Genomic DNA, 24422 nt, shown 5'->3' with positions numbered 1-24422 from the left:
CACATGAACGGACTTGGAGGCCTCAACAAATCGCCGGAAGGCGTCGTGATCGGGCTGGTTCAACTGCAATTGCCTGTTGTCGTGACCAGGGCGGACCTCGCACGCCAGACCGAGCGCATCGTCTACATGGTCGGCAAGGCGCGTCGCAATCTCGGCACCATGGATCTCGTCGTATTTCCCGAATATTCGCTGCACGGCCTGTCGATGGATACCAATCCCGAGATCATGTGCCGGCTCGATGGACCGGAGGTCGCCGCCTTCAAGCAGGCCTGTATCGACAACAATATCTGGGGCTGCTTCTCGATCATGGAGTTCAACCCGAACGGCAATCCCTACAATTCCGGCCTGATCATCGATAACAACGGCGAGATCAAGCTCTACTACCGGAAATTCCATCCCTGGATCCCGGTCGAGCCGTGGGAGCCCGGCGATATCGGTATTCCCGTGATCGAGGGACCGAAAGGCGCCAAGCTCGCGTTGATCATCTGCCATGACGGCATGTTCCCGGAGATGGCGCGCGAATGCGCCTACAAGGGTGCGGAGATCATGATCCGCACCGCCGGCTACACCGCGCCGATCCGCGAAAGCTGGCGTTTTACAAATCAGGCCAATTCCTTCCAGAACCTGATGGTGACCGCCAACGTCTGCATGTGCGGCTCCGACGGCTCGTTCGACTCCATGGGCGAAGGCATGATCGTGAATTTCGACGGCAGCATCATCGCCCACGGCACCACCGGCCGCGCCGACGAGATCATCACCGCCGAAGTCCGCCCCGACCTGGTGCGCGAGGCGCGGATCCACTGGGGCGTCGAGAACAACATCTACCAGCTCTGGCACCGCGGCTATGTCGCGGTGAAAGGCGGCGCGATGGATTGCCCGTATACGTTCATGCAGGACATGGTGGCGGGTACGTTCCGGCTGCCGTGGGAGGATCAGGTCAAGGTGACGGACGGCACGTCGTGCGGTTTTCCGGCGCCGACTAGGATGTTCGGGAAAACGGCGAAGGCGGCGGAGTAGATTCTCTCCTTGTCGTCCCGGCGTTACTATCGTCGTCCCGGCCTTGAGCCGGGACCCATAGCCACCGGCGGCAATTGCTTTGCACTGCAGTCGTTATCTTTCTTTTTTCAACAATAGGGGCCGCGGAGTATGGGTCCCGGCTCAAGGCCGGGACGACAGCGGTGTTTGTAGCTACGCTGAGCACCAAACGCACTTTCGCGTTCTCGCGACGCACTGCGCCCGAGCTTTGCCAGAAATCTCCTTGCCCTCTCATGAGAGGGCGCAGGGAAGACCGGGTGCGCGCTGCACCCGCGGTCTCGCGTGCGGTTTGCACAAAACAAAGTGCACACGAGCATACAGGGCAGCGGAGAACACCCGGCCTTCCCTGCGCAATGGCTTTACGGCTTATGCCGTGATCTCCCCGGAGACGAGTTCTTGGTTGACTCCGTCGCTGCCGTTCCCGCTTGCGCTTCTCCGACAGCTTGACGCCTGCCACGGGCGCCAGGACCACACGGTTTTGCCGTACGCTTATCCACGCCGTCGTCGAGGCGTAAACCAGCGTCCACCGCAACCCGTCCAACGTCCGTGACGACGGCCGACGCCCTTCTGAGTGGGACGGGATGGGCGAATATATGCCCCTGATTTGCGTTCTGGTAAACAGAAATATTTTTCATTTCGGGGCTTGACATGATTTCCGTAAAACCGAACTGATTTGCCCGTCGGGCAGACTCAAGACGGGGTCGGCGCTCAAAATCAACTCACCTCCTGCAGGGCACGCTGATGCTTTCCCCAGCCGATCATCGGCAAGCCGCGACAAGCTGGTCGAATTCAAGCGGGAGCGAATTCTCGACGAGGTACTCGAACTGCTCAATGCGGACGGCGGACTGATCATCGGCTGACGGTCCCGATCCCCGTGGTCGGTTTCACCAGCCATTGATCCACCCACATATACCGCTGGAAGCAGACCCAGCTTGATCCCGCGGGAGAATCCCTCTCCAAGGCATGCCGGATGTTGGCCCAGTTTAAAGTTTGCGCCCCCAGACCAGGCATCTGCGCATCTGCAGCATTTTCGGACTTAAGAAGAGGATAGGGAAAGCAACGGGATAGCGGCACGGCCGCCGGCCGCTCTCGTACCCCATCGATCAACTTCAAGATGAAGTACCCCAAACCTTCTTTGAACGAATAGTTCGCCACATTGCCGCGACAATGGAATTGGTATAATCTCCTGCTGCTCAGCTGATTGATACACCAGCCTTCGTTCGACCCTTTTACTGCGTCGCAAGAAAACGGAGCACAGCATGCCGATTACCACGCTGAAGGTTCTATCGACTGTCCTGCAACTGCATGGGCCGGGCGCAACGATCCAGAGCGATCATCAGGGCATCGAGGCGTTGCTGAGTGATCTGCGTGGGCAAAATGGTGTCACACCGACCGAGGTTTACTTCAGACGCGGTTTTGTTCGCGGCGGCGGAGGCTACGGTGGTTTTCGTAGAGGCGGCGGATACTACGGCGGTGGCGGATTCCGCCGGGGCGGATTTATCCGGTACTAGGCTTTTCCAGTACTAGCTTTGCTTCGTGGTTTCCTTGGGGCCATCCGGTATCGGCATGTCGGCTGACGCAACAGATGCTTTGGCAGATGCGGTCGGCTTCCAGGAGCAGCCGATCTCGCAGCTGCTTGTCAAGGTTGCCTCGCGATGCAACATCGACTGCTCCTATTGCTACTGGTTTCGCGACGCGGCTGTTTATGACAAGCCGAAGCTGATGAGTGACGACGTGCTGCAGCAATTGTTGCTGCGCATCGAAGAGCACGTCGCCAGGTATTCCCTGATCGATTTCCCGATCATTCTGCACGGCGGCGAACCCCTGCTGTGGGGAGTTGAAAATTTCCACCGTTTTGCCGAGGCCTGCGAAGGCATTTCGTCACGGACCGGTTGCGACATACCGATCGCGGTAACCACCAATGGCGTGCTGATCGACGATGAATGGCTGGACTGTTTCGAGGCGCGCAACATTTCCGTCGCGATCAGCCTGGATGGGCCCGAACACATTCACGACATTCACCGCAAGACGTTTCAGGGCACCGGCACCCACGCCGCGGCGGAACGGGCCGCACGCATGCTTGCATCGCGCGACATCGGCATGACCGCCCTCGCCGTCTGCAATCCCGCCTACCCGCCAGAACAATATGTCGAGTTTTTCGCAGAATGCGGAATTTCCAGCTACGACATCATGATCCCCGACGCGACGGTGGACGAGACCCCTGCATCCGTTGGTTCGTTCTACAACGGCCTGTTCGACCTGTGGCTGGAGGCCAACCGGATCAAGCCCACGGCCAACATCCGGATCATCAGCGACATGATCACCGCCATGCTCGGCAACAATTCGCCGACCGAGGGCGTCGGCTACAAACCTATCGAACTCTGCACGGTCATGACCGACGGTTCCGTCGAGGCGCACGATGTGCTGCGGATTGCCGGCGACGGCCTCACGCAGACCAAGTTCAATATTTTCGAGCATGCCATCGACGACGTCAGGAACGAGCCGCGCTGGAAAGCCGCGCGCGATGCTTCCATCCAACTTGCCGCGAAATGCCAGCAGTGCAAATTCATGAACGCCTGCGGCGGCGGCTACCTTCCGCATCGCTTCTCCAAAAAGAACGGCTACGACAATCCGTCAGTCTACTGTGACGACCTCTATTCGATGTTTGAGAACATGCAATCGGTACTGGCTGACCATCTTTACGTCAGCAAGCCGGACGGGGAACGCCTCGACGTGCGCGACGTACTGGCTGGCGCCTAGGCAGATACGCCTGGCTCAAAATCGTCCTTCACACTCTCCCGCCGTCGACGACATAGTGCTGACTGGTGCACGCGCTCGCTTCTTCCGAGGCCAGGAACACCACGACCCGGGAGATGTCGTCCGGGTAGAGTTTGCGCTTGAGGCACTGCGCCTTCATCAGATCGGCCTCGCCTTGCGGCGTCACCCATTTTTCGATCTGACGCTCCGTCATGATCCAGCCGGGAACGACGGCGTTGACGCGGATATTCCAGGCGCCGTAGTCGCGCGCGAGCCCGCGCGTCAATCCAAGCACGGCCGACTTCGAAGCGGTGTACACCGGCATCCCGCCCTGCGCGGTCATCCAGGAGATCGATCCGAAGTTAACGATAGCGCCGTCTTTCCCGGCTTGCATGTCCGGCAGGACGGCCTGAGCGGCAAAGAACTGGTGCTTCAGGTTGACGGCAATTCTGTCATCCCAATATTCCGGCGTGACGCTCTCGACCGAATGCCGGTCATCATGCGCCGCGTTGTTGATCAGCACGCGAATCGGCCCAATGCCGGCCCTGATCCGGCCGATCGCGGCGCGTAAATGATCGATATTGGTCACATCGCAATATTCATATCGGACTGCAAATCCCTGTGCAGCGAGTTCATCGACCAACCGCGTTGAAGGATCTCTGGCGATGTCCAGAAAACCGACTTTGGCCTTCTGCCGCGCGAAGGCACGCACGATCGACGCGCCTATCCCCGACCCACCGCCCGTGACCAGGACAGACTTGCCCTCGAGATCTGGATAGATTGCAGCCATCAAGTGATCCACCGTTATTGGACGCGGCGTCGATGCCGGATTTTATTTTGATTTCAAGGCCCGCTGTACGGCGACAGATAGACCACAACTATTCGCGTTCGTCATCTCGGCGCAGCTCGCAGCGGCGGCATACCGGTTGTGCGGCAATGCGGGTTTGCGGAGGGCGCGCACGACGCAGATCAATGAGCCACCAGCTTCGAACCAAACGCCTGCGCCCTCGATTTTGCTGCCGCGCACACAACGCATGCCTTGAGCCGGCAAGCGCCTTGACAGTTGAAATGTTTCGCGCGCACATTCTTACACTAAGTAAGAATGACGACAGGGACGGAAATGCCGGAGCAGCCGAGAAGTCGGCGGCAGACGCGTGCGGCCATTCTGGGGCATCTGCTTCAGTCGGGCGGCATGTTTCGACCGCCTTTGGCCAAAGCCGTGCGCCTCTCCGAGGCAAGCCTGTCGCGTATCCTGTTTGATCTGAAGGCGGAGGGCCTGATCGAGGAAGTGAGGCGGCCTGCGCCTTACTTCGGTGGCCCGACCGGTTTGGTATTACTCGACAGCTCGGTAAGGCTGGCCGCCATCGAGCTGACCGGCCAGCGGCTGACCGTTGGGGTCGGCGGGCTTTCCGGCGGGCTGCATTATACCGACCGCCTGCCACTGCCGAAATCGCCAACCGTCAAATCCGTCAGCCGGCTGTTTCATCAGGCGCTGCAATCGCTGCAGGACTGGACGCGGCAGCATCGGGTTCAGCTCTCGCAGATCGGCGTTTCGGTCCCGGGGCTTGGCCGATTGAGCGAGCTCGTCAATCCGATCATTCCCTGCGACGTCAAGCGCGTTCACGGCATGCTTGCCGAGATGTTTGCGGACGTGCCGGTCGCGATCACCAATTCGGTCGTGGCGCACGCCACGTTTCATCGCTGCCGCACGGAAGACTATCCGTTTACCGGCCCGCATCTGTTCGTCTTTGTCGGCCAGGGCGTGGCAGGCGCCTGGATGGACGACCCGATCGAGGCCGATGCGTTGCAGCCGGTCGAGCTCGGCCACATGGTGTTCGACGACGGCGGTCCGCCTTGCCGCTGCGGCCATCATGGCTGTGTCGAGGCCTATACGTCGCTTCCGGCCTTGGCCGGGCTTCTCGGTGTTGGCGAGCCGGAATTGCTGCAGCTCGGCGACGAGTGGGTGAATGCGATCCCGATCTCCGCCCGCATGCGCCAGGAACTGCGGCGCCGGCTGTTCCGGCTTGGCCTTGCGATCGGCAATACGCTGAACGTCAAGCCTTGTGCCGGCGTGGCCATCAGCGGCTGGCCGTCTGTTCTCGCGGAAGCAGATCGAAAGGCGTTGATCGACGGGATCGATGCCTGCGTGATGGGCGGGCGGAAATTCGCCCAGGTATCACTCGCTTTCGTGCCGCCTTCGAGCGGCAATGATCCGAATGCCGCGCTCGCCTTTGCAGCCTGCTGTCTGGCCTGCCGCGGCGGCATGCCGGCCTCATCGGCGGAGGCCGCCTGACAAGCAATGAACGACGCGGCAAACGCGTCAAGGTTTGAAACCGGGAGGAACGTACCATGCCAATGATCACAAGGCGTCGTCTGCTCGCTGGATCCGCGGCCGCGCTTGCGCTGCCGGCGTTCGCCCGCGCGCAAAGCGCGATCAAGCCGCGCCTGACCGCCATCTCGCAATGGTCTGCCGGCAGCGATGGGGCGGCCATCACGGCGCTCGGTAAGAAATTCGAGGAGAGGGGCGGCGTCTGGCAACATTCGCCGGTTCCCGGGTTCACCACCGAAATGATGAACAAGCTGCGCGCCCAGATCATGGCCGGCGATCCGCCGGCCTGTTCGCAGCTCAAGGGACCCGAGATTGCGGCCTGGTCGAAGATCGCCCCGACCGTGAGCCTCGATGAGCTAGTCGCTGCCGCCGGCTACGAAAAGGTCGTTGCCCCGGACCTTGCGAAACTGCACAAGCCCGGCGGCAAGTGGATTGCGCTGCCGTTGCAGATCTACAGCACCAACATGCTGTTTCTGTCCAAGCGCGCGATGGACAAGGCCAAGGCCGACAAGATCCCCGTCACATGGGCAGACTTCAACGACCTGGCCGAAAAGATGAAAGCGGGCGGGGTCGCCTATCCCATCGCCAACGGCGGCACCCGCCCCGATGACGGGCAGAAGTTCGAGGCCTCCCTGGCAGGCATCAGTCCCGCCGCATACCGCGCAGCCATCATGAACCTCGACAAGAAGGCCCTCGAGGGCCCCGAGGTCAAAGCCGCCTTCGTGCAGGTACGCAAGATCGCCGACTGGATGGACCCCAACGTCGGCGCCCAGCACTTTTCGACCAACCTGAAGCGCTTCGTCGACGGCGACATGGGCATGATGATCATGGGCGGGTGGGCGCAGGGCGTGTTGCGCAATGCCGGTTTCAAGTTCGAGGACTTCATGATTGCTCCCGGCCCCAGCGACAACGGCAAGCCGGTGTTCCTGTTGAATGCCGACGCGTTCATATTCTGGCAGCGCAAGGAGCCCGACCTGCAAGCCGGCCAGGCGCTGATGGCCCAGCTCGTCATGGATCCCGCCATCCAGACCATGTATTCGCAGATCACGGGATCGATACCCGTGCGCACCGATGTTGATCTTTCCGGCGAAGGCTGGTCGGACGGTCAACGCCGAACCGCAGCAGCTCTGAAAGACGCGATCGCCAGTAATCAGGCGGTCCTCAGCGTCGCGCACAACATGGCACAGGAAAACGGCCTGACCGCTGCGTTGATCGACGTGATCACGGAGTATGTGAAGAACAAGACGATCAAGCCCGAGCAGGCAGTCACCCGCCTCGCCGAGGCCGTCGAGAGCGCGCGTTGACAGACGCCGCGGCACCGCGAGCAGGGCGGCCGACGACACCTGAAATGGTGCGCCGGCTGCCCGAGTATCTGACGATCTGGGTACCGCTGCTGTTGTCGGCCGCGCACCTCGTTTCGTTTTCGCTGTGGACCATCTGGATCTCGTTCACGCCGTCCACGCTGGTCCCGGTGTCGGGCTGGGTCGGTTTGCGCAACTACACCTCGGTTTTGGCGTCGCGGAACTGGCAAATCGCCTTCGACAATCTGCTGCTGTTCGGCAGTGCGTTCGTGCTGCTCAGCCTGGTGACAGGTCTCATACTCGCGATCCTGCTCGATCAGCGCATTCGCGGCGAGAACGTGCTGCGGTCCATCTTCCTCTACCCCCTGGCGGTGTCGTTCGTGGTCACCGGCACGGTCTGGAGCTGGCTGCTCAATCCCGGCATCGGGATCCAGAAGCTCGTCCACGATTTCGGCTGGACTTCCTTCCGGTTCGATTGGCTGATCGACCGCGACATGGCGATCTGGACGATCGTCATCGCTGCGATCTGGCAATCCTCGGGCTTCGCCATGGCGCTCTTCCTCGCCGGCCTCAGGTCCGTCGATGCCGACCTGATCAAAGCGGCGCAGATCGACGGCGCCGGACCGGTCCGGATGTACCGGCGCGTCATCCTGCCGACGCTCTGGCCGATCACCATAACTGTCATCGTGATCCAGCTGCAGTTCGCCATTTCGACCTTCGACCTCGTCCGCGCGCTGACCAACGGCGGCCCTGGAATCGCGACCCAGTTGCCGGCCCTTGTCGTCTACGACCTGATGTTCCAACGCAACCTGCTCGGCCGGGGGGCGGCGGCGGCCGTGCTGATGTTGCTGATTCTTCTCTCGGTGCTGCTGCCTTACGCGGCGTGGCAATATCTCCAGCAACGTCGGGCCCCCCATGCGTGATCGAACCTTCGCGCCGAGCCGCATGCTGATCTATCTCGTCGTTTCGCTGGTCGCGGCGGCGTGGCTCGTACCACTAATCGTCGTCGTGCTGAATTCGCTGCGCAGCAACGAGGAAATCGTCCAGACCTCGATGATCGGCTGGCCGCGGCAGTGGGCCTTTGGCAACTACCTCACAGCCTGGTCCGACTTCTGCGTCGCGCAGACCTGTGTCGGCATCCGCCCCTACATGTTGAACTCCGCGCTCGTGACGATTCCCGCGACGATCTTTTCCACCCTGCTTGGTGCGGTCGCCGGTTACGCCGTTTCGCTCTGGCGCTTTCGCGGCGACAACTGGATCTACGGCATCGTCACGCTGGGCATCTTCCTGCCGCAGCAGATGCGCTTGCTGCCGTGGACCATCGTGCTGCGCGATACCGGGCTGATGAACACGCTGACGGGCCTGGTGCTGATCCACACGATCCAGGGACTCTCCTTTACCGTCTTGTTCTGCCGAAACTACTACGTTGCCATCCCGCAGGAGTTGATTAGGGCCGCGCGCATCGATGGCGCCGGGTTCTTTCGTATTTTCTGGCGCATCATTCTCCCACTCTCGCCGCCCATCCTGGTTGTCACCGTGATCTGGCAGTTCACGCATATCTGGAACGAGTTCCTCTATGGCGTGACATTCACGACCGGCCAACAGCAGCCGGTCACCGCTGCGCTGATCGCGCTCTCGGCCGCGGTCGCCGACATCCCGCATCATGGCGTGCAAAGCGCCGCGGTGATGATCGCGGCCCTACCTACCCTGTTGATCTACCTGATCGGTGGCAAATACTTCGTACGCGGCCTTACCGCCGGCGCCGTGAAATGAAGGGGAAGTCATTGAAGGGGAAGTCATGGCAGCGTTGAGCATTCGTGCCCTGTCGAAGCGGTACGCCAATCTGGAAGTGTTGAAGGGGATCGACCTCGACATCGAGAGCGGCGAATTCACCGTGCTGGTCGGACCATCCGGCTGCGGAAAATCCACCTTGCTCAACATCGTGGCCGGGCTCGATCGCCCGAGCGCGGGGACCGTGGAGATCGGCGGACGGGTCGTCAACGACATCGCGCCAAAGGACCGCGACATCGCGATGGTGTTCCAGTCCTATGCGCTCTATCCGTCGATGACGGTGCGCCAGAACATCACCTTCGGCATGGAATGCCGCCATGTTCCGAAGGCGGAGCAGGAGAAGGCGCTGGCCAATGTCGCGCGGCTGCTGCAGATCGAGCCATTGCTCGGCCGCAAGCCATCGCAATTGTCCGGCGGCCAACGCCAGCGCGTGGCGATGGGCCGGGCCCTGGTGCGCGATCCCCTGCTGTTCCTGTTCGACGAACCGCTCTCCAACCTCGACGCCAAACTGCGCGTCGAGATGCGGATGGAGATCAAGCGGCTGCACCAGCGCATCGGCGCGACCATCGTCTATGTCACCCACGACCAGATCGAGGCGATGACGATGGCGACGCGGATCGCCGTCATGCATCAGGGCGAGGTGCAGCAATTCGCCGATCCGGATACGGTGTACCGCTATCCAGCCAATTTGTTCGTCGCACGCTTCATGGGCTCACCGCCGATGAACACGATGCCGGCGCGGCTCGAAGCGGAAGATGGCGGGCCGGTGGTGGTGATCGGCGCCGGGCGGCTGGACGAGGTCCGCCTTCGACTGCAGGGGTACGAGGCGGCCGCAGCCTTTGTCGGCCGCGACGTGGTGCTTGGCATCAGGCCGGAATGCATTGCCGAGGGCAGCCGCAGTTTTTCGGGCGCATCGGGCGCACCGATCGTCGTCCAGGCGCCGGTCGAGATGGTCGAGCCCACCGGCGCGGAGACCATCGTGTTGCTGCGGCTCGGCGGGGAGCAGGTGCTGGCGCGCATCTCGCCGGACATCAGGCCTGAGCCGGGTAAGCTTGCCGCCTTCGCGCTCGACACGCGTCGGATTTGCCTGTTCGACCCGGTGACGGAGCGCCTGATCGCATGACCCATGCCCTTTATCCCAGCCTTGCAGGCCGTGTCGTGTTGATCACCGGAGGCGCCAGCGGCATCGGCGCCGCGTTCGTCCGTGCGTTCGCGGCACAAAAGGCCCGTGTCGCCTTCCTCGACATCGACGCCGTCGCCGGCGAAGCGCTGGTGCGCGAGGTGACGGATGCGTCCGGCTCCGCGCCGCTGTTCGCGCCCTGCGACTTGCTGGATATCGACGCGTTGCGCGCCGCGATGGCCACGGTCCACGCCACGCTCGGCGATGCCGCGGTACTGGTCAACAACGCCGCCAACGACCAGCGCCAGGTGCTTTCAGAAGTGACGCCGGCGGAATTCGACTGGTCGATCGCCGTCAACCTCAAGCACGTTTTCTTCGCCGCACAGGCCGTGGTGCCGCAGATGCAGGCCCGCGGCGGCGGTTCGATCATCAACATGTCATCCGTGGCATGGACCCGCGGCGCACCGGCGCTGCCGGTCTACGCGGCGGCGAAAGCGGCGATTGTCGGCTTCACCAATTCCCTGGCCCGGTCGGTCGGACCAGACCGCATCCGCGTCAACGCCATCGCACCCGGTATGGTGATCACCGAGCGCCAGCGCCGGCTGTGGTATCCTGACGAGCAGAAGATCGCCGAGCTTCGCACGCGTCAGGACATTCCCGACGCGGTGACGCCCGACGACATCGCGTGCTTGGCGCTGTTTCTGGCGTCCGACGAGAGCAGCCGAATTACGCGCCAGTGCTTCACGGTCGATGGCGGCCTAGGCTAGCAGGAGAAAACAGACATGGCAGGCATTCTTGAGCGCAAGGTGGCGCTGGTAACGGGCGGCGCCTCGGGCATCGGACGCGCGACGGCGCTGGCCATGGCGCGCGAGGGTGCGAGGGTCGCGGTAGCCGATCGCACCGAGGAAAACGCGGCCGGCACCGTCGCCCTGATCAACGCGGCCGGCGGTCAGGCCATTGCGATCGGCGGCGACGTCACCGCAGAAGGCGACGTTGCCGCGATGGTCGCGCGCACCGTGGCGGCCTATGGACGGATCGACTGCGCCTTCAACAATGCCGGCGTTGCCGGCGGATCGGTTGGCCCCGGACGCCAGCGCCTGCACGAACTCAGCCAGATCTCGTTCGACACCATGCTCGCGATCAACCTCACCGGCGTGTGGCTCTGCATGAAACACGAGATCGCGCAAATGCTGGCGCAAGGCGGTGGCGGCGCCATCGTCAACACCGCCTCGATCGCCGGGCTGATTGGTCTGGCGACATCCGGGCACTATGTGGCGGCAAAGCACGGCGTGGTTGGGCTGACGAAGACCGCGGCGATCGAATATGCGCAGGACGGCATCCGCGTGAACTGCGTCAATCCCGGCTATATCACCACACCCATGACCAAGGAGGTGGTGGAGACGCGGCTCGATGCCACGTTGGCGAAGGTGCCGATGAACCGCATGGGCGTGCCCGAGGAAATCGCGGAAGCCGTGGTCTGGATGTGTTCCGACAAGGCCTCGTTCATGACCGGCGCGTCGCAGGTGGTCGACGGCGGGTATTTCGCGGCGTAGCATCGGCGAATAAAGGAGGCTTTGTTGAAAGTCTGGCAAGTCGCACGCGAGTGGTCGATCGACGCCTTGGAACTGGTCGATCGGCCGGAGCCTGAGCCTGGCCCCGGCCAGGTCGTGGTCCGGATGCGCGCGGCATCGCTGAATTATCGCGACCTGATAACCGTCCAGGGCCAGGGCGGCGCGTACAGGCTTCCGCTGATCCCGTTCTCCGACGGAGCCGGCGAAATTGTCGCCGTGGGACCAGGCGTGAGCCGGGTCTCGGTCGGGAATCGCGTGTGCCCGATGTTCTTTCAATCCTGGTTCGACGGCGGGCCTTCGGCCAGCGGCCGCCGCCTCGCGCTTGGCGGCACGCGCCCAGGTGTGCTGCAGGAATTGCTGCTGCTTGACGCCGAAGGCGTCAGCCGCATTCCCGATCATTTGACCTTTGCCGAGGCCGCCACCTTGCCATGCGCGGCACTCACCGCCTGGCGCGCGCTGTTCGACGAAGCCCGGCTCCGGCCGGGCCAGACCGTCCTGGTGCAGGGCACGGGCGGGGTTTCGATTTTCGCGCTGCAGTTCGCCAAGCTGGCGGGCGCCACGGTCATCGTGACGTCATCGAGCGACGAAAAACTCGAACGCGCGAAAGCGCTCAGCGCGGACCATACGATCAACTATCGCGCGGTCGCCGAATGGGGCAAGGCTGCCGCGGACTGGGCCGGCGGCGGCGTCGATCACATCGTGGAAGTCGGCGGCAAGGACACTTTTCAGCAATCGCTCGAGGCCGCGCGCGTCGGCGGCACCATCCTCGTGATCGGGGTGCTATCGGGCTTTTCCCAGCAGGTCTCGATCCCTACCCTGTTCAGCAAGAACCTGCACGTGATCGGGCTCTCCGTCGGCAGCCGGAGAATGTTTGAAAACATGGCCGCGGCGATCGGGCAGAACCGCATGAAACCCGTGATCGACAGAACGCTTGGTTTCACCGAAGTGCCGGGCGCGCTGCGGCTGATGCAGCAGGCCGGCCATTTCGGCAAGATCACGATCGCGTTTCCGTAAGCTGACGATTTTATCTTCCCGCACGATGCGAAGCTTAGAAGCTCGCCGCGAAGAGATCCCAACGACCCGGAAGGCCTTTCAGTTCATGCGATCCGCGTTCGGAGAACTTCAGGCCTGCGCCGGCCACCAAGTCGGTGACGACCCTCGATACCAGAACCTCGCTGGGACCACATTCCCCCATGACGCGAGCCGCCGCGTGCACCGCGACCCCGCCGATATCACGACCTCTCATTTCGACCTCGCCGGTATGCAGCCCCGCGCGTAGCGGCAATCCGATCTGCTTGGCCGCGGTTTCGAATGCCAGGGCACATCGAACAGCCCGCCCCGGTCCGTCGAACGTCGCCAGAATTCCATCGCCAGTGGTCTTGATCAAACATCCGCGATGTTTGTCGATCATCTGCTTCGCGATTTGATCGTGGCTATCCAGCAATCGCCGCCATGTCTGGTCGCCCATCTCAGTGGCGCGGCGCGTCGATTCAACGATATCGGTGAAAAGAACGGTGGCCAACACCCGCTCAAGACTCTCCGATGAGCTTTCGCGGTGTCCCGTTACAAATTCTTCGACGTCGCCAATTAGCGTATCCACATCACCGGTCCAGAATGCGTGATTGCCGCCTTCGTGCTCGATGAATTTTGCAGCAGGTATTTGCGCTGCAAGACTGCGACCATGTTCAATGGGAACGAGGGTATCAGTACGCCGATGAAGGACCAGCGTCGGCACGCGCACGCTGGGAAGAATCGGCCTGATGTCGATGAGGGTATTCAACAGGCCGAATGCCTTGTAGGTTCCCGGACTTGCCGATAACCGCTGGAACTTCGCACACTGGGCGACGGCTTCGGGATCCGCTGCTTGATCGGGGATGAGCTGCCTGATCATGGCGCCGGTCCCCCAAAGCCTGACGCGCTCCAGGACCATTTCTTCCGTGGCGAATGCCTTCGCATAGCCGCCGAAGAGAATGAGATGCGACACCCGGTCGGGATGGGTGGCGGCAAACAGGGCGCTCATCGGGGCACCTTCGGAGAAACCCCAGAGCACGGCCTGGCGTGATCCGATATCGTCCATGATGGCACGAACGTCATCTATGCGCTGTTCGAGCGACGGAGTGCCAGAAAGCCTGTCCGACAATCCCTGACCTCTTTTGTCGAATGTGACGACGCGTGCGAATGTCGAAAGGCGACGCAAAAAGGCCGTGTATCCTCGAAGCTCGTGTGAAAATTCGACATGGGACACGATCCCGGGAACCATGAGAATGTCGATGGGGCCGCCGCCCATAGTCTGATATGCGATGTTTGTATCGCCGCTGAGCGCGTATCGCGTGGTGGGCAATACGAAATCATTCATGAGTCCGCGCCCTGCTTATTTCAATCCTCGGTCTTCCGCTCGGACGGACGAACGGCATTAGAACCGTCGCAGCCGAACCCGGCAGAGCCGACGAGTTCGCAGGTCGCGGTGCTGCCCGAGAGTCTGCGGACGAGCCTGGCTTCGATCGTCGTCCTTATGCGTGCGCCCGCCGGCTCACGCCGGCGGGCTTCTCCAACTGGACGGAACGGCTTTGCCTTTCACGCGGCAGTCTTTACCGCGCCAGAGGCACCGATCTGTGTAAGCATTGTCAGGAGGTCGAAGTAGTGCACGGCGCTCTTGGCCTTACCACCCTCGACCTGGACGATCTGGCAGGCCGGCACCTCGATCCGCTTGTTCGAAGGCGGAATGGTACCTGCTGGAGTCTGGAGCGGGCCCGTGTGCGTGCCTTTCCAGACAAGCTCGAGGACCGCGGTGTCACCGCTGGCGAACTCGCGCACGAATGTGGCTTTCGAATCGGGGAAGGCCTTGGCCCAGCCCTGCCAGGCCTCGATGATCTCGCCGGCGCCCTTGATGCGACGGTTCGTTCCCTTCTCGTCGTACACGGCGTTGGCAGCCAGGATGTCCCTGGCCTTGCTCCAGTCCTTTTCGTTGTATGCGGTGACTGCGGCCTTTGCGACATCGATTACATTCGCCATGATCACGCTCCCTTATGAGTGAGCCGGCGCCGATCGGCGCTGAGCATTGCAAACCCCCAGCACACCAAATTCTAGCACTTTGAGGCGAAGAGGCGAGCGAGAACCGGCCCAATTGAGCTGAAATACGCTAGCGCAATGTCCGTTGAGGGGAATAGCCGCTGTTGGCGCATGCAGCCGCTCGCAAGCGAACCGGAAATAGTTGCGCTGGACCGTGCACTTAGATTTGAATCGCCTCCCAACAGCCGGCCGTCTATGGTGCGCGCATGTCGCGCTTCGTGTTTGCATTGATTGCTGTTGTCCTGTCACTCCTGCCGGTCGTCGCGCCGGCTGCTCCTGCCCATAAGCGGCCGGCGCCACGCTGGCAGGGCTACGGCTTCCTGCCGGGCTATCATCAGCCTCCGAACAACAGCCGCCCGGCTTACACCCAGAGAGCTGCGGTTTTGCGCGCCGCGCGCCGCAACCAGCGTCCCTGGTATATCGATCCGGTCCCGAGTTATTACGGCTATGATGGCGCCTGGCGCTATTTCGGCCGTCCCGGTTTTTACGGCGGCCGCTACAATGGCGGCAGCTTTGGCCCGTGCTGGACGCGGACGCCGATCGGCGCGGTTTGGAACTGCGGCTGACCAAGCTATTGCCTGCGACCCCCGCCGGCTGTCGGTCAAGTGCCAGGGAATACACGCCCCGTGCCTTGAGTCGTCCACATTAACGATGGATAAGCAGCCAGATATGGCGCTGGTTTATTGAACAATGGGTATTTGGGGGACGATGACACGTCGCGCCGTTGGCGGACTGATGGCGGGCTTTTTGCTGCTCGCCGCGCCTGCGATGGCCGCCGAGTCGCCGGCCGAACTGATCTCCGGCTTCCGCCTCAAGCATGGCCAGGTCCGCGTCGTGCGCGATGCAACGCTGGACCGCATCGCGATGGATCAGGCGCGCGCGATGGCGGCGAAGAATGAACTCAGCCATGAGGTGCTCGGCCCGTTCACCAGGCGGGTCGCGCCGGCGGGTGCGGGCCGCGCCGCCGAGAACATTGCCTATGGATACGAGAGTTTCGAGAAGACGCTCGGCCAGTGGATCGACTCCTCCGGGCACCGCAAGAACCTGCTGTTGCAAAATGCGTCACGCGTCGGGATCGCGAGCGCCAGGGATGCCAGCGGCAAGCGCACCTACTGGGCCATGGTGATCGCCGGCGATTACGAGCCGAAGCGGCCCAAGGGCAAGAACAAGAAAGAGACGGAGCCGCTTGTTGCTGTGAAACGCGAGGCCGCTCCCGCATCCCGGCCAAAATCAAGCGACTGCCGCATCAAGATACTCAGCCTTTGCATTTGAGGCGGGGCGCGGCGGCGACAGCGTTGCCCTCGCCGGGCACGAAGTGAGATACTTCGAGCCGGCAGGGGAGAAATCGCACCAAATCGCCTCAACAAACCGGCCGTTGCACGATAGGATCGCCCGGTCAGTCAAAGGCCACGTCCATGGCAATTGGTGCTCCCCCGCGTATCGGTCTGCGCTTCACGGCCGGAGTGATTTCGGCGATCTGGACATTTCATGCCGCGCTTGCGGCGTCGGCGGCGCCGGACCAGGTGTCGCTCAGCGAGCAGACGGTGCATTGGAGCACGGTCAAATATACGACCTCCGGCGAGAACGGTTTCGTCAACGGGTCGCTCGACAAGAACACCACCGTCGATCGCACGTTCAAGGGCCGGGTGCTCGAAAACCGCTATCTGAAGGTCGTGCTGCTGCCCGAATTCGGCGGGCGCATTCTTTCCATCATCTACAAGCCGACCGGCCACGAACAGCTGTACCGCACCGAAGTCGGCGTGCCCTACGGGATGGGCGAAGGCAATTTCTATTACGACTGGCTGATGGTGTATGGCGGCATCTTTCCCACCTTTCCGGATGCCGAGCACGGCAGGACGTGGTCAAAGCCGTGGCACTACAGGGTTGTGAAGGAGAGCGCCGACGAAGTGACGGTGTCGATGTCGCTGACGGATAATTTCGAGTATACGGCGGCGCCGGCGAAATTCAGGAAGGGATCGAGCGGCATCGAAGCGACTTACTTTGTGACGCTGAAGGCCGATCGTGCCGCGGTCGATGCGCGCCTGGTGCTGAAGAACCCAAACGACAAGACAATCCCGTACGAGTACTGGACCTGCACGACACTGGCGCCGGGGTCGGATCCGCACAATCCCAAAACCACTGGCGGCGCCGAGATCATCGCGCCTGTCGCGGCCTACCACACGCCTGCCTGGTCGAAGAATATAGCCGAGGGCGACGCGAGTGCAGACGCAGGCACCCGCCGTTTCGAAAGACTGCGCTACTTCAAGAACTGGCCGACGATGGGCATCGCCTATGCGGCGCCGGATATGCAGGGCGGCAATTTCTGGGGCGTGATCAACCACGACAATGAAGAAGGGATCATCCGTATCGCGGACAACACGATCACGCGGGGCCTAAAAATGTGGACGTGGGGATATCCCTCGTTCACGAACGAAACCGACCAGCGCAAGGATCCGAACCCGGCGCGGCCCTATGTCGAATTATGGGCGGGGGTGTCGGACGAGTTCTTCCACAGCGCCGAGTTTCCGGCACGGAGCGAGGTGTCGATTCCGGAAACCTACAGCCCGACCGTCGGCATGAGCAACGTGACGCATGCGAACGCGAATATCCTGATCAATCTTGTCGCCGAGGCGTCCGGTGCCACCCTTCAGTTCTTCAGCATTGAACCTGTGACACCGCTGCGCATCATCATGAAACGCGGCGAAGTGGTATTGTTCGACGATGCCGTGACGGCCGATCCGAAAAACGGGAATCGCATTTTTGCGCCGATTCCTGCAGGCAGCAGCGCCGAGCCGGTCCAGCTGACAATCAGGACCGCTGATGGCAAGGAGCTAATCGCGGCCTCAGCAAGGGTGAAATGATGCCGATCGACGCCGTGGGAAAAACATGGCTGGTTTCGCTACCGATGAGCGCCGCGCTCTGCTAACGAGGGCCATCAAGGGCGATTGGAGCAGGCCGGCATCCCTCGGGTACCGGCGTTTAGCAATGGAGGCACGTAGCAATGATTGAAACGATTGGCATCATCGGGGCGGGTACGATGGGTAACGGCATCGCGCAGGTGTGCGCGGCGGCAGGGCTGAAGGTGACCATGATCGACATCTCGGATGCCGCAGTGGCGCGGGGAATGGCGACGTTGACCGGCAGCCTGGAGCGCCTCGTCAACAAGCAGAAGATGACCGACGCCGACCGGCAGGCCGCGTTGGCGCGCATCACCGCGACGACGGACAATGGCAAACTTGCCAATTGCGACCTCGTGATCGAGGCCGCGACCGAGCGGGAGGATTTGAAAATCAAGATCCTCAAGGACCTTTGCGCGACGCTGAATCCGCGCGCAATCGTCGCGACCAACACCTCCTCAATTTCGATCACCAAACTCGCTGCCGCGACCGACCGTCCGGACCGTTTCATCGGCATGCACTTCTTCAACCCGGTGCCGCTGATGGCGCTGCTGGAGTTGATCCGCGGCCTGCAGACGTCCGACGACACCCACGCCCTGGCTGAAGAATTTGCAAAGCGGGTCGGCAAGGTGCCGATCACGGCGAAAAACAGCCCGGGCTTTGCGGTCAACCGCATCCTGTGCCCGATGATCAACGAGGCAATCTTTGCGCTGCAGGAAGGCATCGCCACCGCCGAGGACCTCGACGCAGGCATGAAGCTCGGTTGCAACCACCCGATCGGCCCGCTGGCGCTGGCCGACATGGTCGGCCTCGACACCATGCTGTCGGTCATGGAGGTGTTCTACGAAGGCTTCAACGACCCGAAATACCGGCCCGCGCCGCTGCTGAAGGAAATGGTCGCCGCCGGCCATCTCGGCCGCAAGACCGGCAAGGGATTCTATAATTACGGCAAGTCCGCTTAGGCGGTTCTTGCCTGCGTGATCGCCGATGGTCCGCCTGATCACGGACCATCGTGCGGGATTGGCACGTCAGAAAAGCTCCCAGGTCCCCGTAATGTGACTCGCGTCACGGCGACGATCCGTGCCGCCGCATAAGGTTTTGCGAACGGCAGCAAGTCCTTCGCCGGGACAAGGGAGAGACCGACATGAACGCAACCAGCCATGAGACCCGCGAACTGAGCCTGCAGGAGCTCGATATCGTTGCCGGTGGCGGACTTGCGTCGCCCAAGGGCAGCATCATCATCTTCGGCTACGGCATCCAGTGGAACGATCGCAGCATCTGCATCGTCACGCCGACCCAGGACACCATCATCAACCGGCCCAAATAACGACGTCGTCGATGCTGACTTCATCGCAGTGACGGCGGTTGCTAAAACTCCGAATGGCCCTGCGGATCGACCAGCCGGTTGATCCGTTGCGCCGCGGCCATCGCGAACCGCACCGTCATCAGTTTGCGGGTCGGCGCGGCCAGGCGATGCTCGGGCGCCTCGCAATGCAGATGGGCGCCATAGGCATCGGCAACGATCAGGCCGGTGCCCTCAGGGAAAATCTCGCACGGCAGATCCTGCGTGAAGGCAAAGAACAGCCGGTCGCAATGCATCCGGTAGTCCTGCCATTTCTGGTCGGCGCGCAAATCCTCCACCGACGACTTGATCTCGACGATCCAGATCTCGCTTTTCTCGTTCAGCGCCACCAGATCGGCGCGCCGGCCGGACGGCAAAGGCAATTCACTGATGCAGGAAAAACCCAGCGTTCGCAGCATCCTGGCGGTGCCGCGCGCGATCGCGAGCGCGGTCTCCGACTGGCGGCGGTCCGGCGGCGGTACGAGGCTGACCTGGCGGGCGGGCGATTCCATGCCCCCTAGCCTATCCGATTCCGCACCGGTCGCCATCCGGGCTGCGGCGCGGAATGCGCCGCAAATTCGTACCCAAGGCGCCTTGATTTGGACCACACGCCACCGCGAAGCCGAGGGAACCTGGGTTCCGAGGGACGGAACACATGGAGGAGAGAAACCATGAAGCAACGCTTCAGGGATCACGGCATCACGCTTCGCTCGCTCGCATTCGCTCTCGCTACGCTACCCCTTTCCGCCGGCCTGTCGCAGGCCGTCGCCAAGCCCACGGTCGAAGTCGCGTTCGTTCTGGACACCACGGGCTCGATGGGCGGCCTGATCGAAGCCGCCAAGCGCAAGATCTGGTCGATCGCGACCGCAATCGTCGATTCCAATCCCGACGCCGAGATCCGCATGGGCCTCGTCGCCTACCGCGACATCGGCGATGACTACGTGACAAGGAAGGTCGAACTCACCCGCGACATCCAGGATCTCTACGCCAACCTCCTGGAGTTGAAGGCCCGTGGCGGTGGCGACTGGCCGGAAAGCGTCAACGAGGCGCTCGATATCGCCGTCAACAAGCTGCAATGGACCGACGGCGGCGATGTCAGGCGGATCGTGTTCCTGGTCGGCGACGCGCCGCCGCACATGGACTACGCGCAGGACACCAAATATCCGGTAACGCTGAAAGTGGCGAAGCAGAAGGACATCATCGTCAACGCGGTGCTCGCCGGCAACGCCGCCGACACCGAACGGGTGTGGCGCGATATCGCCCAGAACGGCAATGGCCGCTTCATTCCGATTCCGCAGGATGGCGGACAGGTGGTCGTGATCGAAACGCCGTATGACGAGGACATCATCATCCTGCAGCGCGAGATCAACGGCACCGTGATCCCATACGGACCGCGCGCGATGCAAAAGCGAACCGAAGACAAGACGCAGCAATTATCGAGGGTCGCCGCGGCAGCGCCTTCACAGGCGTCTGAAATGGCGAGCTACATCAACAAGCGCTCCAAGGCGACGTCGGAAGCCGTCACCGGCGACGGCGATCTGGTCGCCGACGTTTCGGCCGGCCGCAGCAGCTTTTCCTCGATCAAGGAGGAAGACCTGCCCGACAATCTGCGCGCGATGAAGCCCGAGCAGCGCGTCGACGAAGTCAACAAGCAGATGAGCCAGCGCAAGGCACTCAATGAGAAACTCGGCGCACTGGTGGCGAAGCGCGACAAATATGTCGCCGATGCGCGCGCCAAGGCTCCGGCGAAGGCGTCATCGTTCGACCGCGTGGTCGAGGATACGCTGAAGGCGCAGATCAAGCGGTAACGCCGGCGCCTTAAACCTTCGCGTGTCGTCGCGGCCTGGTGCGCAATCGCACCGGGCCGGGATGGCCGGGTTGGCCCCCGATATGTCGGCCGCAAAAGCCGGCGCCGCAGGCGCCGCGACGATTTGACCGGCGGCCGGTTCCGTCCCGGAAGCACGATTCGCGCGACCCTGCCCCGATAGACTTCCGAATAGACTTGGGATCGTCGGCTGGCCCGGCTATCGTGATCCGCAGGGGGTAGAGCTCGTGGTCGAGTTCAGTTTTTTCTCGAACTCTTCGGGCTTGAGCGTGGCAGAGATTGCCGCGCTCACGGGAGCAAACCCGTGTGCGGGCGCCGACCTGTCCCGAATCATCACCGGCATCGCGCCGATCGACCGCGCCGGCGCTGATGATCTGACCTTTGTCAAAGACGCACAATATGCCGAAGCGCTCGCGACGAGCCGAGCCGGCGCCGTCCTGACCACCGAACGGTTCGCCCACCAGGCCCCTGCCGGGGTCGTCACATTGAACGTTCGCAAGCCCTATGAGGCCTTCGTCACGGTCGCACGCCAGATGTATGGCAGCGCGCTGCGTCCGGTCTCGGCGTTCGGCACGCAAGGTATCGCGCCGAGCGCGGTGGTGCATCCCACGGCGCAGATCGGACCTGACGTTACGATCGATCCGTTCGCGGTGATCGGGCCCTCCGTCAAAATCGGCGCCGGCACGCTGATCGCCGCGCACGCCATGATCGGCGAACGGGTTCAGATCGGGACCGACTGCGCCATCGGCGCCGGCAGCACCATCACCCACGCCCAAGTCGGAGACCGGGTGGTGATCCACCCCGGGTGCCATATCGGCCAGGATGGCTTCGGCTACGTGTCCGACGGCAAGGGACATATCAAGATTCCGCAGATCGGGCGCGTCGTCATTCACGACGACGTCGAGGTCGGATCGGGCACCAAGATCGACCGCGGCGGATTGCGCGACACCATCATCGGCGAAGGAACCAAGATCGATAATTTGTGCCAGATCGGGCACAACTGCATGATCGGCCGCCATTGCATCATTGTTGCGCAATCAGGCTTGAGCGGCAGCGTCACCATCGAGGATTTCGTCATCCTGGGACCGCGCACCGGCATCATCCCGCATATCACCGTCGGCAAGGGCGCGATGCTGCTTTCGAGGTCTACCGTTTATGACAACGTCCCCGCCGGCGCGGTTTGGGGCGGCTTTCCCGCCCAGCCCAGACGGCAGTGGTTGCGCGAAATATTGGCGCTGCGGAACCTGGCGGCACGCCGTGGTCGAGCCAAGACCTAATCGGTTGCGGGCAGTCCTTGCTCGCCGTATGCGCAAATCTTTTCCGAATCTTTCGCGAATCTTTTCCTTGGCGAGAGGCCAAAAATCGGCAATCTGCGGCCATGACCCAGGAAAACCAGAACCAAAACCACGACCAGAATGACATTCCGCCGAAGGCCGGCGCGATCATCGTTCCGGTGACGCTGTTCGAGCAGAACTGCACCATCATCTGGCACGAGCCATCGAAGAAGGCCGTGGTGATCGACCCCGGCGGGGACGTGCCAAAAATCCAGGCCGCGATCCAGCAGACCGGCGTCACGGTCGAGAAGATCTGGCTGACGCACGGCCATATCGACCATGTCGGCGGTGCAGCCGAATTGCGCGACGCGCTGGGCGTGAAGATCGAAGGGCCGCACATCGCCGACAAATATCTGCTCGACAACGTCGTCTCGAGCGGCGAGCGCTTCGGCATGACCGGCGTGCGCAATTTCGGGCCCGACCGCTGGCTCGACGAAGGCGATCAGGTCTCGATCGGCGATCTGACCTTCGACATCCTGCACTGCCCCGGCCATTCACCGGGCAGCGTGGTGTTCTACAACAAGGAATTGCGCTTCGCCCATGTCGGCGACGTGTTGTTCGCAGGCTCAGTCGGGCGCACCGACCTGCCCGGCGGCAGCCATGCCACGCTGATCAGCTCGATCAAGGAAAAGCTGTTGCCGCTCGGCGACGATGTCGGCTTCGTCTGCGGCCATGGCGCAGGCTCCAGCATCGGTCAGGAGCGGATGACCAATCCGTTCCTCACCGGCGAGATGTGAGCCGCAATCGATCGCTATTTCATCAGGCCCGCGGCGGTCAGCGCCCGGGTGATGACTTCACCGACATCAATGCCGCGGCGGCGCGGAGACTGCACCCTTTTGGCGTAGTGAACCCGCGTCGGGCGCGGTACCAAATCCGTGGCCAGATCCGGCTCGGGTGCAGGCACCGGAACCGTCATCGCGATGACGCCGGCGCGTTCGCGCGAGATGCCCGTCGGGTCGACCGGAATGGTCTTGGAAACGGCCTTTGAAGCCGCATGAGGCGCTGTCCTGGGTTGACGAATTTGGTCGGTCAGGCCGAAGAAATTCGCAATGTGATAGGACGACGAGATGCCTGCCTCGATCAGGAAGGCACCTTGCTCGCCATAGCGCTCGTCATTGTCGGTCGCGCCAAGCGGCGTGCCGTGGGCCATGTCGGTGATGGTGTAGGATTCGACAACGGTCTCACCGTCGGCATTCCACCAGACCTGACGCGGATAGCCGTCGACATCGCCCGTCGACATCGGCGCGAGCGGTAATTGATGCACATCGAGCCACTGTTTGACGATCTCATCGGCATTGCCCGGGCTCACCGTGCGATCGGCGCTGCCGTGCCACACCGACAATTTCGGCCACGGCCCTTTATGCCTGGAAGCGTTACGCACGAGGTCGCCCAATTCGGCCGCTGGGCGCTGTGGCGACTGCATCATGCCGCTCAATGCTTCACGGACATTGCCGGCAATGCCATATGGCAAGCCGGCGATGACGGCGCCGCCCGCGAACACGTCCGGATAGGTCGCGAGCATCACCGAGGTCATGGCGCCACCGGCGGAGAGCCCGGTCACATAGATGCGGCGTGAATCGATGTTGTGATCGTCGACCATGCGCGCGATCATTTGCCGGATCGAACCGGCTTCGCCACCATCGCGCGAAATGTCTTCCGGATTAAACCAGTTGAAGCAGGTGTTGCCGTTGTTCGATGCCTGTTGTTCGGGCATCAGCAACGCAAAGCCGTAGCGCGTCGCAAGCGTCGACCAGCCGGCGCCGCGATCGTAGCCGGCCGCGGTCTGGCCGCAGCCGTGCAGCACGACGACCAGCGCAGGCGCGCGCGGGAGGTGTTCAGGTACGAATGAAAACATCCGGAGCGCGCCCGGATTCGAGCCGAAATCGTTAATTTCGACCAGGGGGCTGTGCACAATGCTCCGGCCATACCCCGGCAAGCCATTGAAGGCACTCAGCTTAGGAAGATGGCGGAGAAAGTCGACGTTCTTGGTAAGGGACAACTGGCAGCTCCTGGAGGTGATCGTCCATACAACGTCACCTCAACCAGATAGT

At 62.3% G+C, this 24422-nt stretch carries 24 protein-coding genes; 19 read left to right on the top strand and 5 right to left on the bottom strand.

The window, feature by feature from the left end; genetic code table 11:
- Positions 1 to 3: 3 nt before the first annotated feature.
- The 3 genes from JQ600_RS02780 to JQ600_RS02770 all read left to right on the top strand — a co-directional run bounded on the left by JQ600_RS02780 (position 4) and on the right by JQ600_RS02770 (position 3795).
- A complete protein-coding gene (locus tag JQ600_RS02780) occupies positions 4 to 1017 on the top strand; it encodes a formamidase (protein ID WP_212265150.1) in 1014 nt (337 codons plus the stop codon).
- Positions 1018 to 2294: 1277 nt separating this feature from the next.
- A complete protein-coding gene (locus tag JQ600_RS02775; RefSeq protein ID WP_212037920.1) occupies positions 2295 to 2546 on the top strand; it encodes a hypothetical protein in 252 nt (83 codons plus the stop codon).
- A 55-nt stretch (positions 2547 to 2601) separates the two neighbouring features.
- Positions 2602 to 3795: a radical SAM protein gene (locus JQ600_RS02770; protein ID WP_212268739.1), complete on the top strand. Its 1194-nt coding sequence runs from the start codon at positions 2602 to 2604 to the stop codon at positions 3793 to 3795.
- Positions 3796 to 3823: 28 nt separating this feature from the next.
- On the opposite strand, the gene JQ600_RS02765 is transcribed toward JQ600_RS02770, so the two are convergent.
- The gene (locus JQ600_RS02765; protein ID WP_283813458.1) at positions 3824 to 4582 is read right to left on the bottom strand and encodes an SDR family NAD(P)-dependent oxidoreductase; all 759 of its coding nucleotides are present in this window, start codon (positions 4580 to 4582) and stop codon (positions 3824 to 3826) included.
- Between the two features lie 330 nt (positions 4583 to 4912).
- On the opposite strand from JQ600_RS02765, the gene JQ600_RS02760 reads away from it, so the two are divergent.
- The 8 genes from JQ600_RS02760 to JQ600_RS02725 are packed head-to-tail and all read left to right on the top strand — an operon-like array spanning position 4913 to position 12918.
- Positions 4913 to 6085 (top strand): ROK family transcriptional regulator, encoded by a 1173-nt coding sequence (locus JQ600_RS02760; RefSeq protein WP_212391532.1) that lies wholly within the window; start codon positions 4913 to 4915, stop codon positions 6083 to 6085.
- A gap of 56 nt (positions 6086 to 6141) precedes the next feature.
- The gene (locus JQ600_RS02755) at positions 6142 to 7425 is read left to right on the top strand and encodes an ABC transporter substrate-binding protein (RefSeq protein WP_212391522.1); all 1284 of its coding nucleotides are present in this window, start codon (positions 6142 to 6144) and stop codon (positions 7423 to 7425) included.
- Positions 7426 to 7469: 44 nt separating this feature from the next.
- The gene (locus tag JQ600_RS02750) at positions 7470 to 8345 is read left to right on the top strand and encodes a carbohydrate ABC transporter permease (RefSeq protein ID WP_212391530.1); all 876 of its coding nucleotides are present in this window, start codon (positions 7470 to 7472) and stop codon (positions 8343 to 8345) included.
- A complete protein-coding gene (locus JQ600_RS02745; RefSeq protein WP_212268737.1) occupies positions 8338 to 9195 on the top strand; it encodes a carbohydrate ABC transporter permease in 858 nt (285 codons plus the stop codon). The genes JQ600_RS02750 and JQ600_RS02745 overlap by 8 nt, the downstream gene beginning before the upstream one ends.
- A gap of 25 nt (positions 9196 to 9220) precedes the next feature.
- Complete coding sequence (locus tag JQ600_RS02740; RefSeq protein WP_212391520.1) at positions 9221 to 10336, top strand: ABC transporter ATP-binding protein; 1116 nt, start codon at positions 9221 to 9223, stop codon at positions 10334 to 10336.
- Entirely contained in the window at positions 10333 to 11100 is a 768-nt protein-coding gene (locus tag JQ600_RS02735) for an SDR family NAD(P)-dependent oxidoreductase (protein ID WP_212391518.1), read from the top strand. The genes JQ600_RS02740 and JQ600_RS02735 overlap by 4 nt, the downstream gene beginning before the upstream one ends.
- Before the next feature lie 15 nt (positions 11101 to 11115).
- Positions 11116 to 11886 (top strand): glucose 1-dehydrogenase, encoded by a 771-nt coding sequence (locus JQ600_RS02730; RefSeq protein ID WP_212391516.1) that lies wholly within the window; start codon positions 11116 to 11118, stop codon positions 11884 to 11886.
- Positions 11887 to 11910: 24 nt separating this feature from the next.
- On the top strand, positions 11911 to 12918 hold the full coding sequence (locus JQ600_RS02725) for an NAD(P)-dependent alcohol dehydrogenase (RefSeq protein WP_212489669.1): 1008 nt from the start codon (positions 11911 to 11913) through the stop codon (positions 12916 to 12918).
- Between the two features lie 34 nt (positions 12919 to 12952).
- On the opposite strand, the gene JQ600_RS02720 is transcribed toward JQ600_RS02725, so the two are convergent.
- The gene (locus JQ600_RS02720) at positions 12953 to 14260 is read right to left on the bottom strand and encodes an adenylate/guanylate cyclase domain-containing protein (RefSeq protein WP_212489668.1); all 1308 of its coding nucleotides are present in this window, start codon (positions 14258 to 14260) and stop codon (positions 12953 to 12955) included.
- Positions 14261 to 14478: 218 nt separating this feature from the next.
- Entirely contained in the window at positions 14479 to 14916 is a 438-nt protein-coding gene (locus tag JQ600_RS02715; RefSeq protein WP_212391510.1) for an ester cyclase, read from the bottom strand.
- 263 nt (positions 14917 to 15179) lie between these two features.
- Between JQ600_RS02715 and JQ600_RS02710 the strand changes: the two genes are divergently transcribed.
- From JQ600_RS02710 to JQ600_RS02690, 5 genes are all read left to right on the top strand, one after another.
- Positions 15180 to 15539 (top strand): hypothetical protein, encoded by a 360-nt coding sequence (locus tag JQ600_RS02710; protein WP_212268731.1) that lies wholly within the window; start codon positions 15180 to 15182, stop codon positions 15537 to 15539.
- Positions 15540 to 15663: 124 nt separating this feature from the next.
- Complete coding sequence (locus tag JQ600_RS02705) at positions 15664 to 16245, top strand: CAP domain-containing protein (protein WP_212391508.1); 582 nt, start codon at positions 15664 to 15666, stop codon at positions 16243 to 16245.
- 143 nt (positions 16246 to 16388) lie between these two features.
- A complete protein-coding gene (locus tag JQ600_RS02700; protein ID WP_212489667.1) occupies positions 16389 to 17834 on the top strand; it encodes a DUF5107 domain-containing protein in 1446 nt (481 codons plus the stop codon).
- Between the two features lie 140 nt (positions 17835 to 17974).
- The gene (locus JQ600_RS02695) at positions 17975 to 18832 is read left to right on the top strand and encodes a 3-hydroxybutyryl-CoA dehydrogenase (RefSeq protein WP_212391504.1); all 858 of its coding nucleotides are present in this window, start codon (positions 17975 to 17977) and stop codon (positions 18830 to 18832) included.
- Between the two features lie 182 nt (positions 18833 to 19014).
- Positions 19015 to 19197: a hypothetical protein gene (locus JQ600_RS02690; protein ID WP_212268728.1), complete on the top strand. Its 183-nt coding sequence runs from the start codon at positions 19015 to 19017 to the stop codon at positions 19195 to 19197.
- Between the two features lie 41 nt (positions 19198 to 19238).
- On the opposite strand, the gene JQ600_RS02685 is transcribed toward JQ600_RS02690, so the two are convergent.
- The gene (locus tag JQ600_RS02685) at positions 19239 to 19724 is read right to left on the bottom strand and encodes an MmcB family DNA repair protein (protein ID WP_192736364.1); all 486 of its coding nucleotides are present in this window, start codon (positions 19722 to 19724) and stop codon (positions 19239 to 19241) included.
- 159 nt (positions 19725 to 19883) lie between these two features.
- Here JQ600_RS02685 and JQ600_RS02680 point away from each other — a divergent pair, with 159 nt between their 5' ends.
- The 3 genes from JQ600_RS02680 (at position 19884) to JQ600_RS02670 (ending at position 23108) form a co-directional block, all read left to right on the top strand.
- Entirely contained in the window at positions 19884 to 21020 is a 1137-nt protein-coding gene (locus JQ600_RS02680; protein ID WP_212391502.1) for a VWA domain-containing protein, read from the top strand.
- 244 nt (positions 21021 to 21264) lie between these two features.
- Positions 21265 to 22314 carry a UDP-3-O-(3-hydroxymyristoyl)glucosamine N-acyltransferase gene (gene lpxD / locus JQ600_RS02675; RefSeq protein ID WP_212391500.1) on the top strand — a complete coding sequence of 350 codons (1050 nt, stop codon included), beginning with the start codon at positions 21265 to 21267 and terminating at the stop codon, positions 22312 to 22314.
- A 101-nt stretch (positions 22315 to 22415) separates the two neighbouring features.
- Positions 22416 to 23108 (top strand): MBL fold metallo-hydrolase, encoded by a 693-nt coding sequence (locus tag JQ600_RS02670; protein ID WP_212391498.1) that lies wholly within the window; start codon positions 22416 to 22418, stop codon positions 23106 to 23108.
- 14 nt (positions 23109 to 23122) lie between these two features.
- Here JQ600_RS02670 and JQ600_RS02665 read toward each other — a convergent pair whose 3' ends face one another.
- Positions 23123 to 24370: a PHB depolymerase family esterase gene (locus tag JQ600_RS02665; protein ID WP_212391496.1), complete on the bottom strand. Its 1248-nt coding sequence runs from the start codon at positions 24368 to 24370 to the stop codon at positions 23123 to 23125.
- Positions 24371 to 24422: the final 52 nt, after the last annotated feature.

It is taken from the genome of Bradyrhizobium sp. AUGA SZCCT0176 (genome assembly GCF_018130145.1).
Lineage (GTDB): Bacteria > Pseudomonadota > Alphaproteobacteria > Rhizobiales > Xanthobacteraceae > Bradyrhizobium.
The sequence above is the reverse complement of the archived record's forward strand: the minus strand, read 5'-3'. Positions and strand labels throughout refer to the sequence as shown.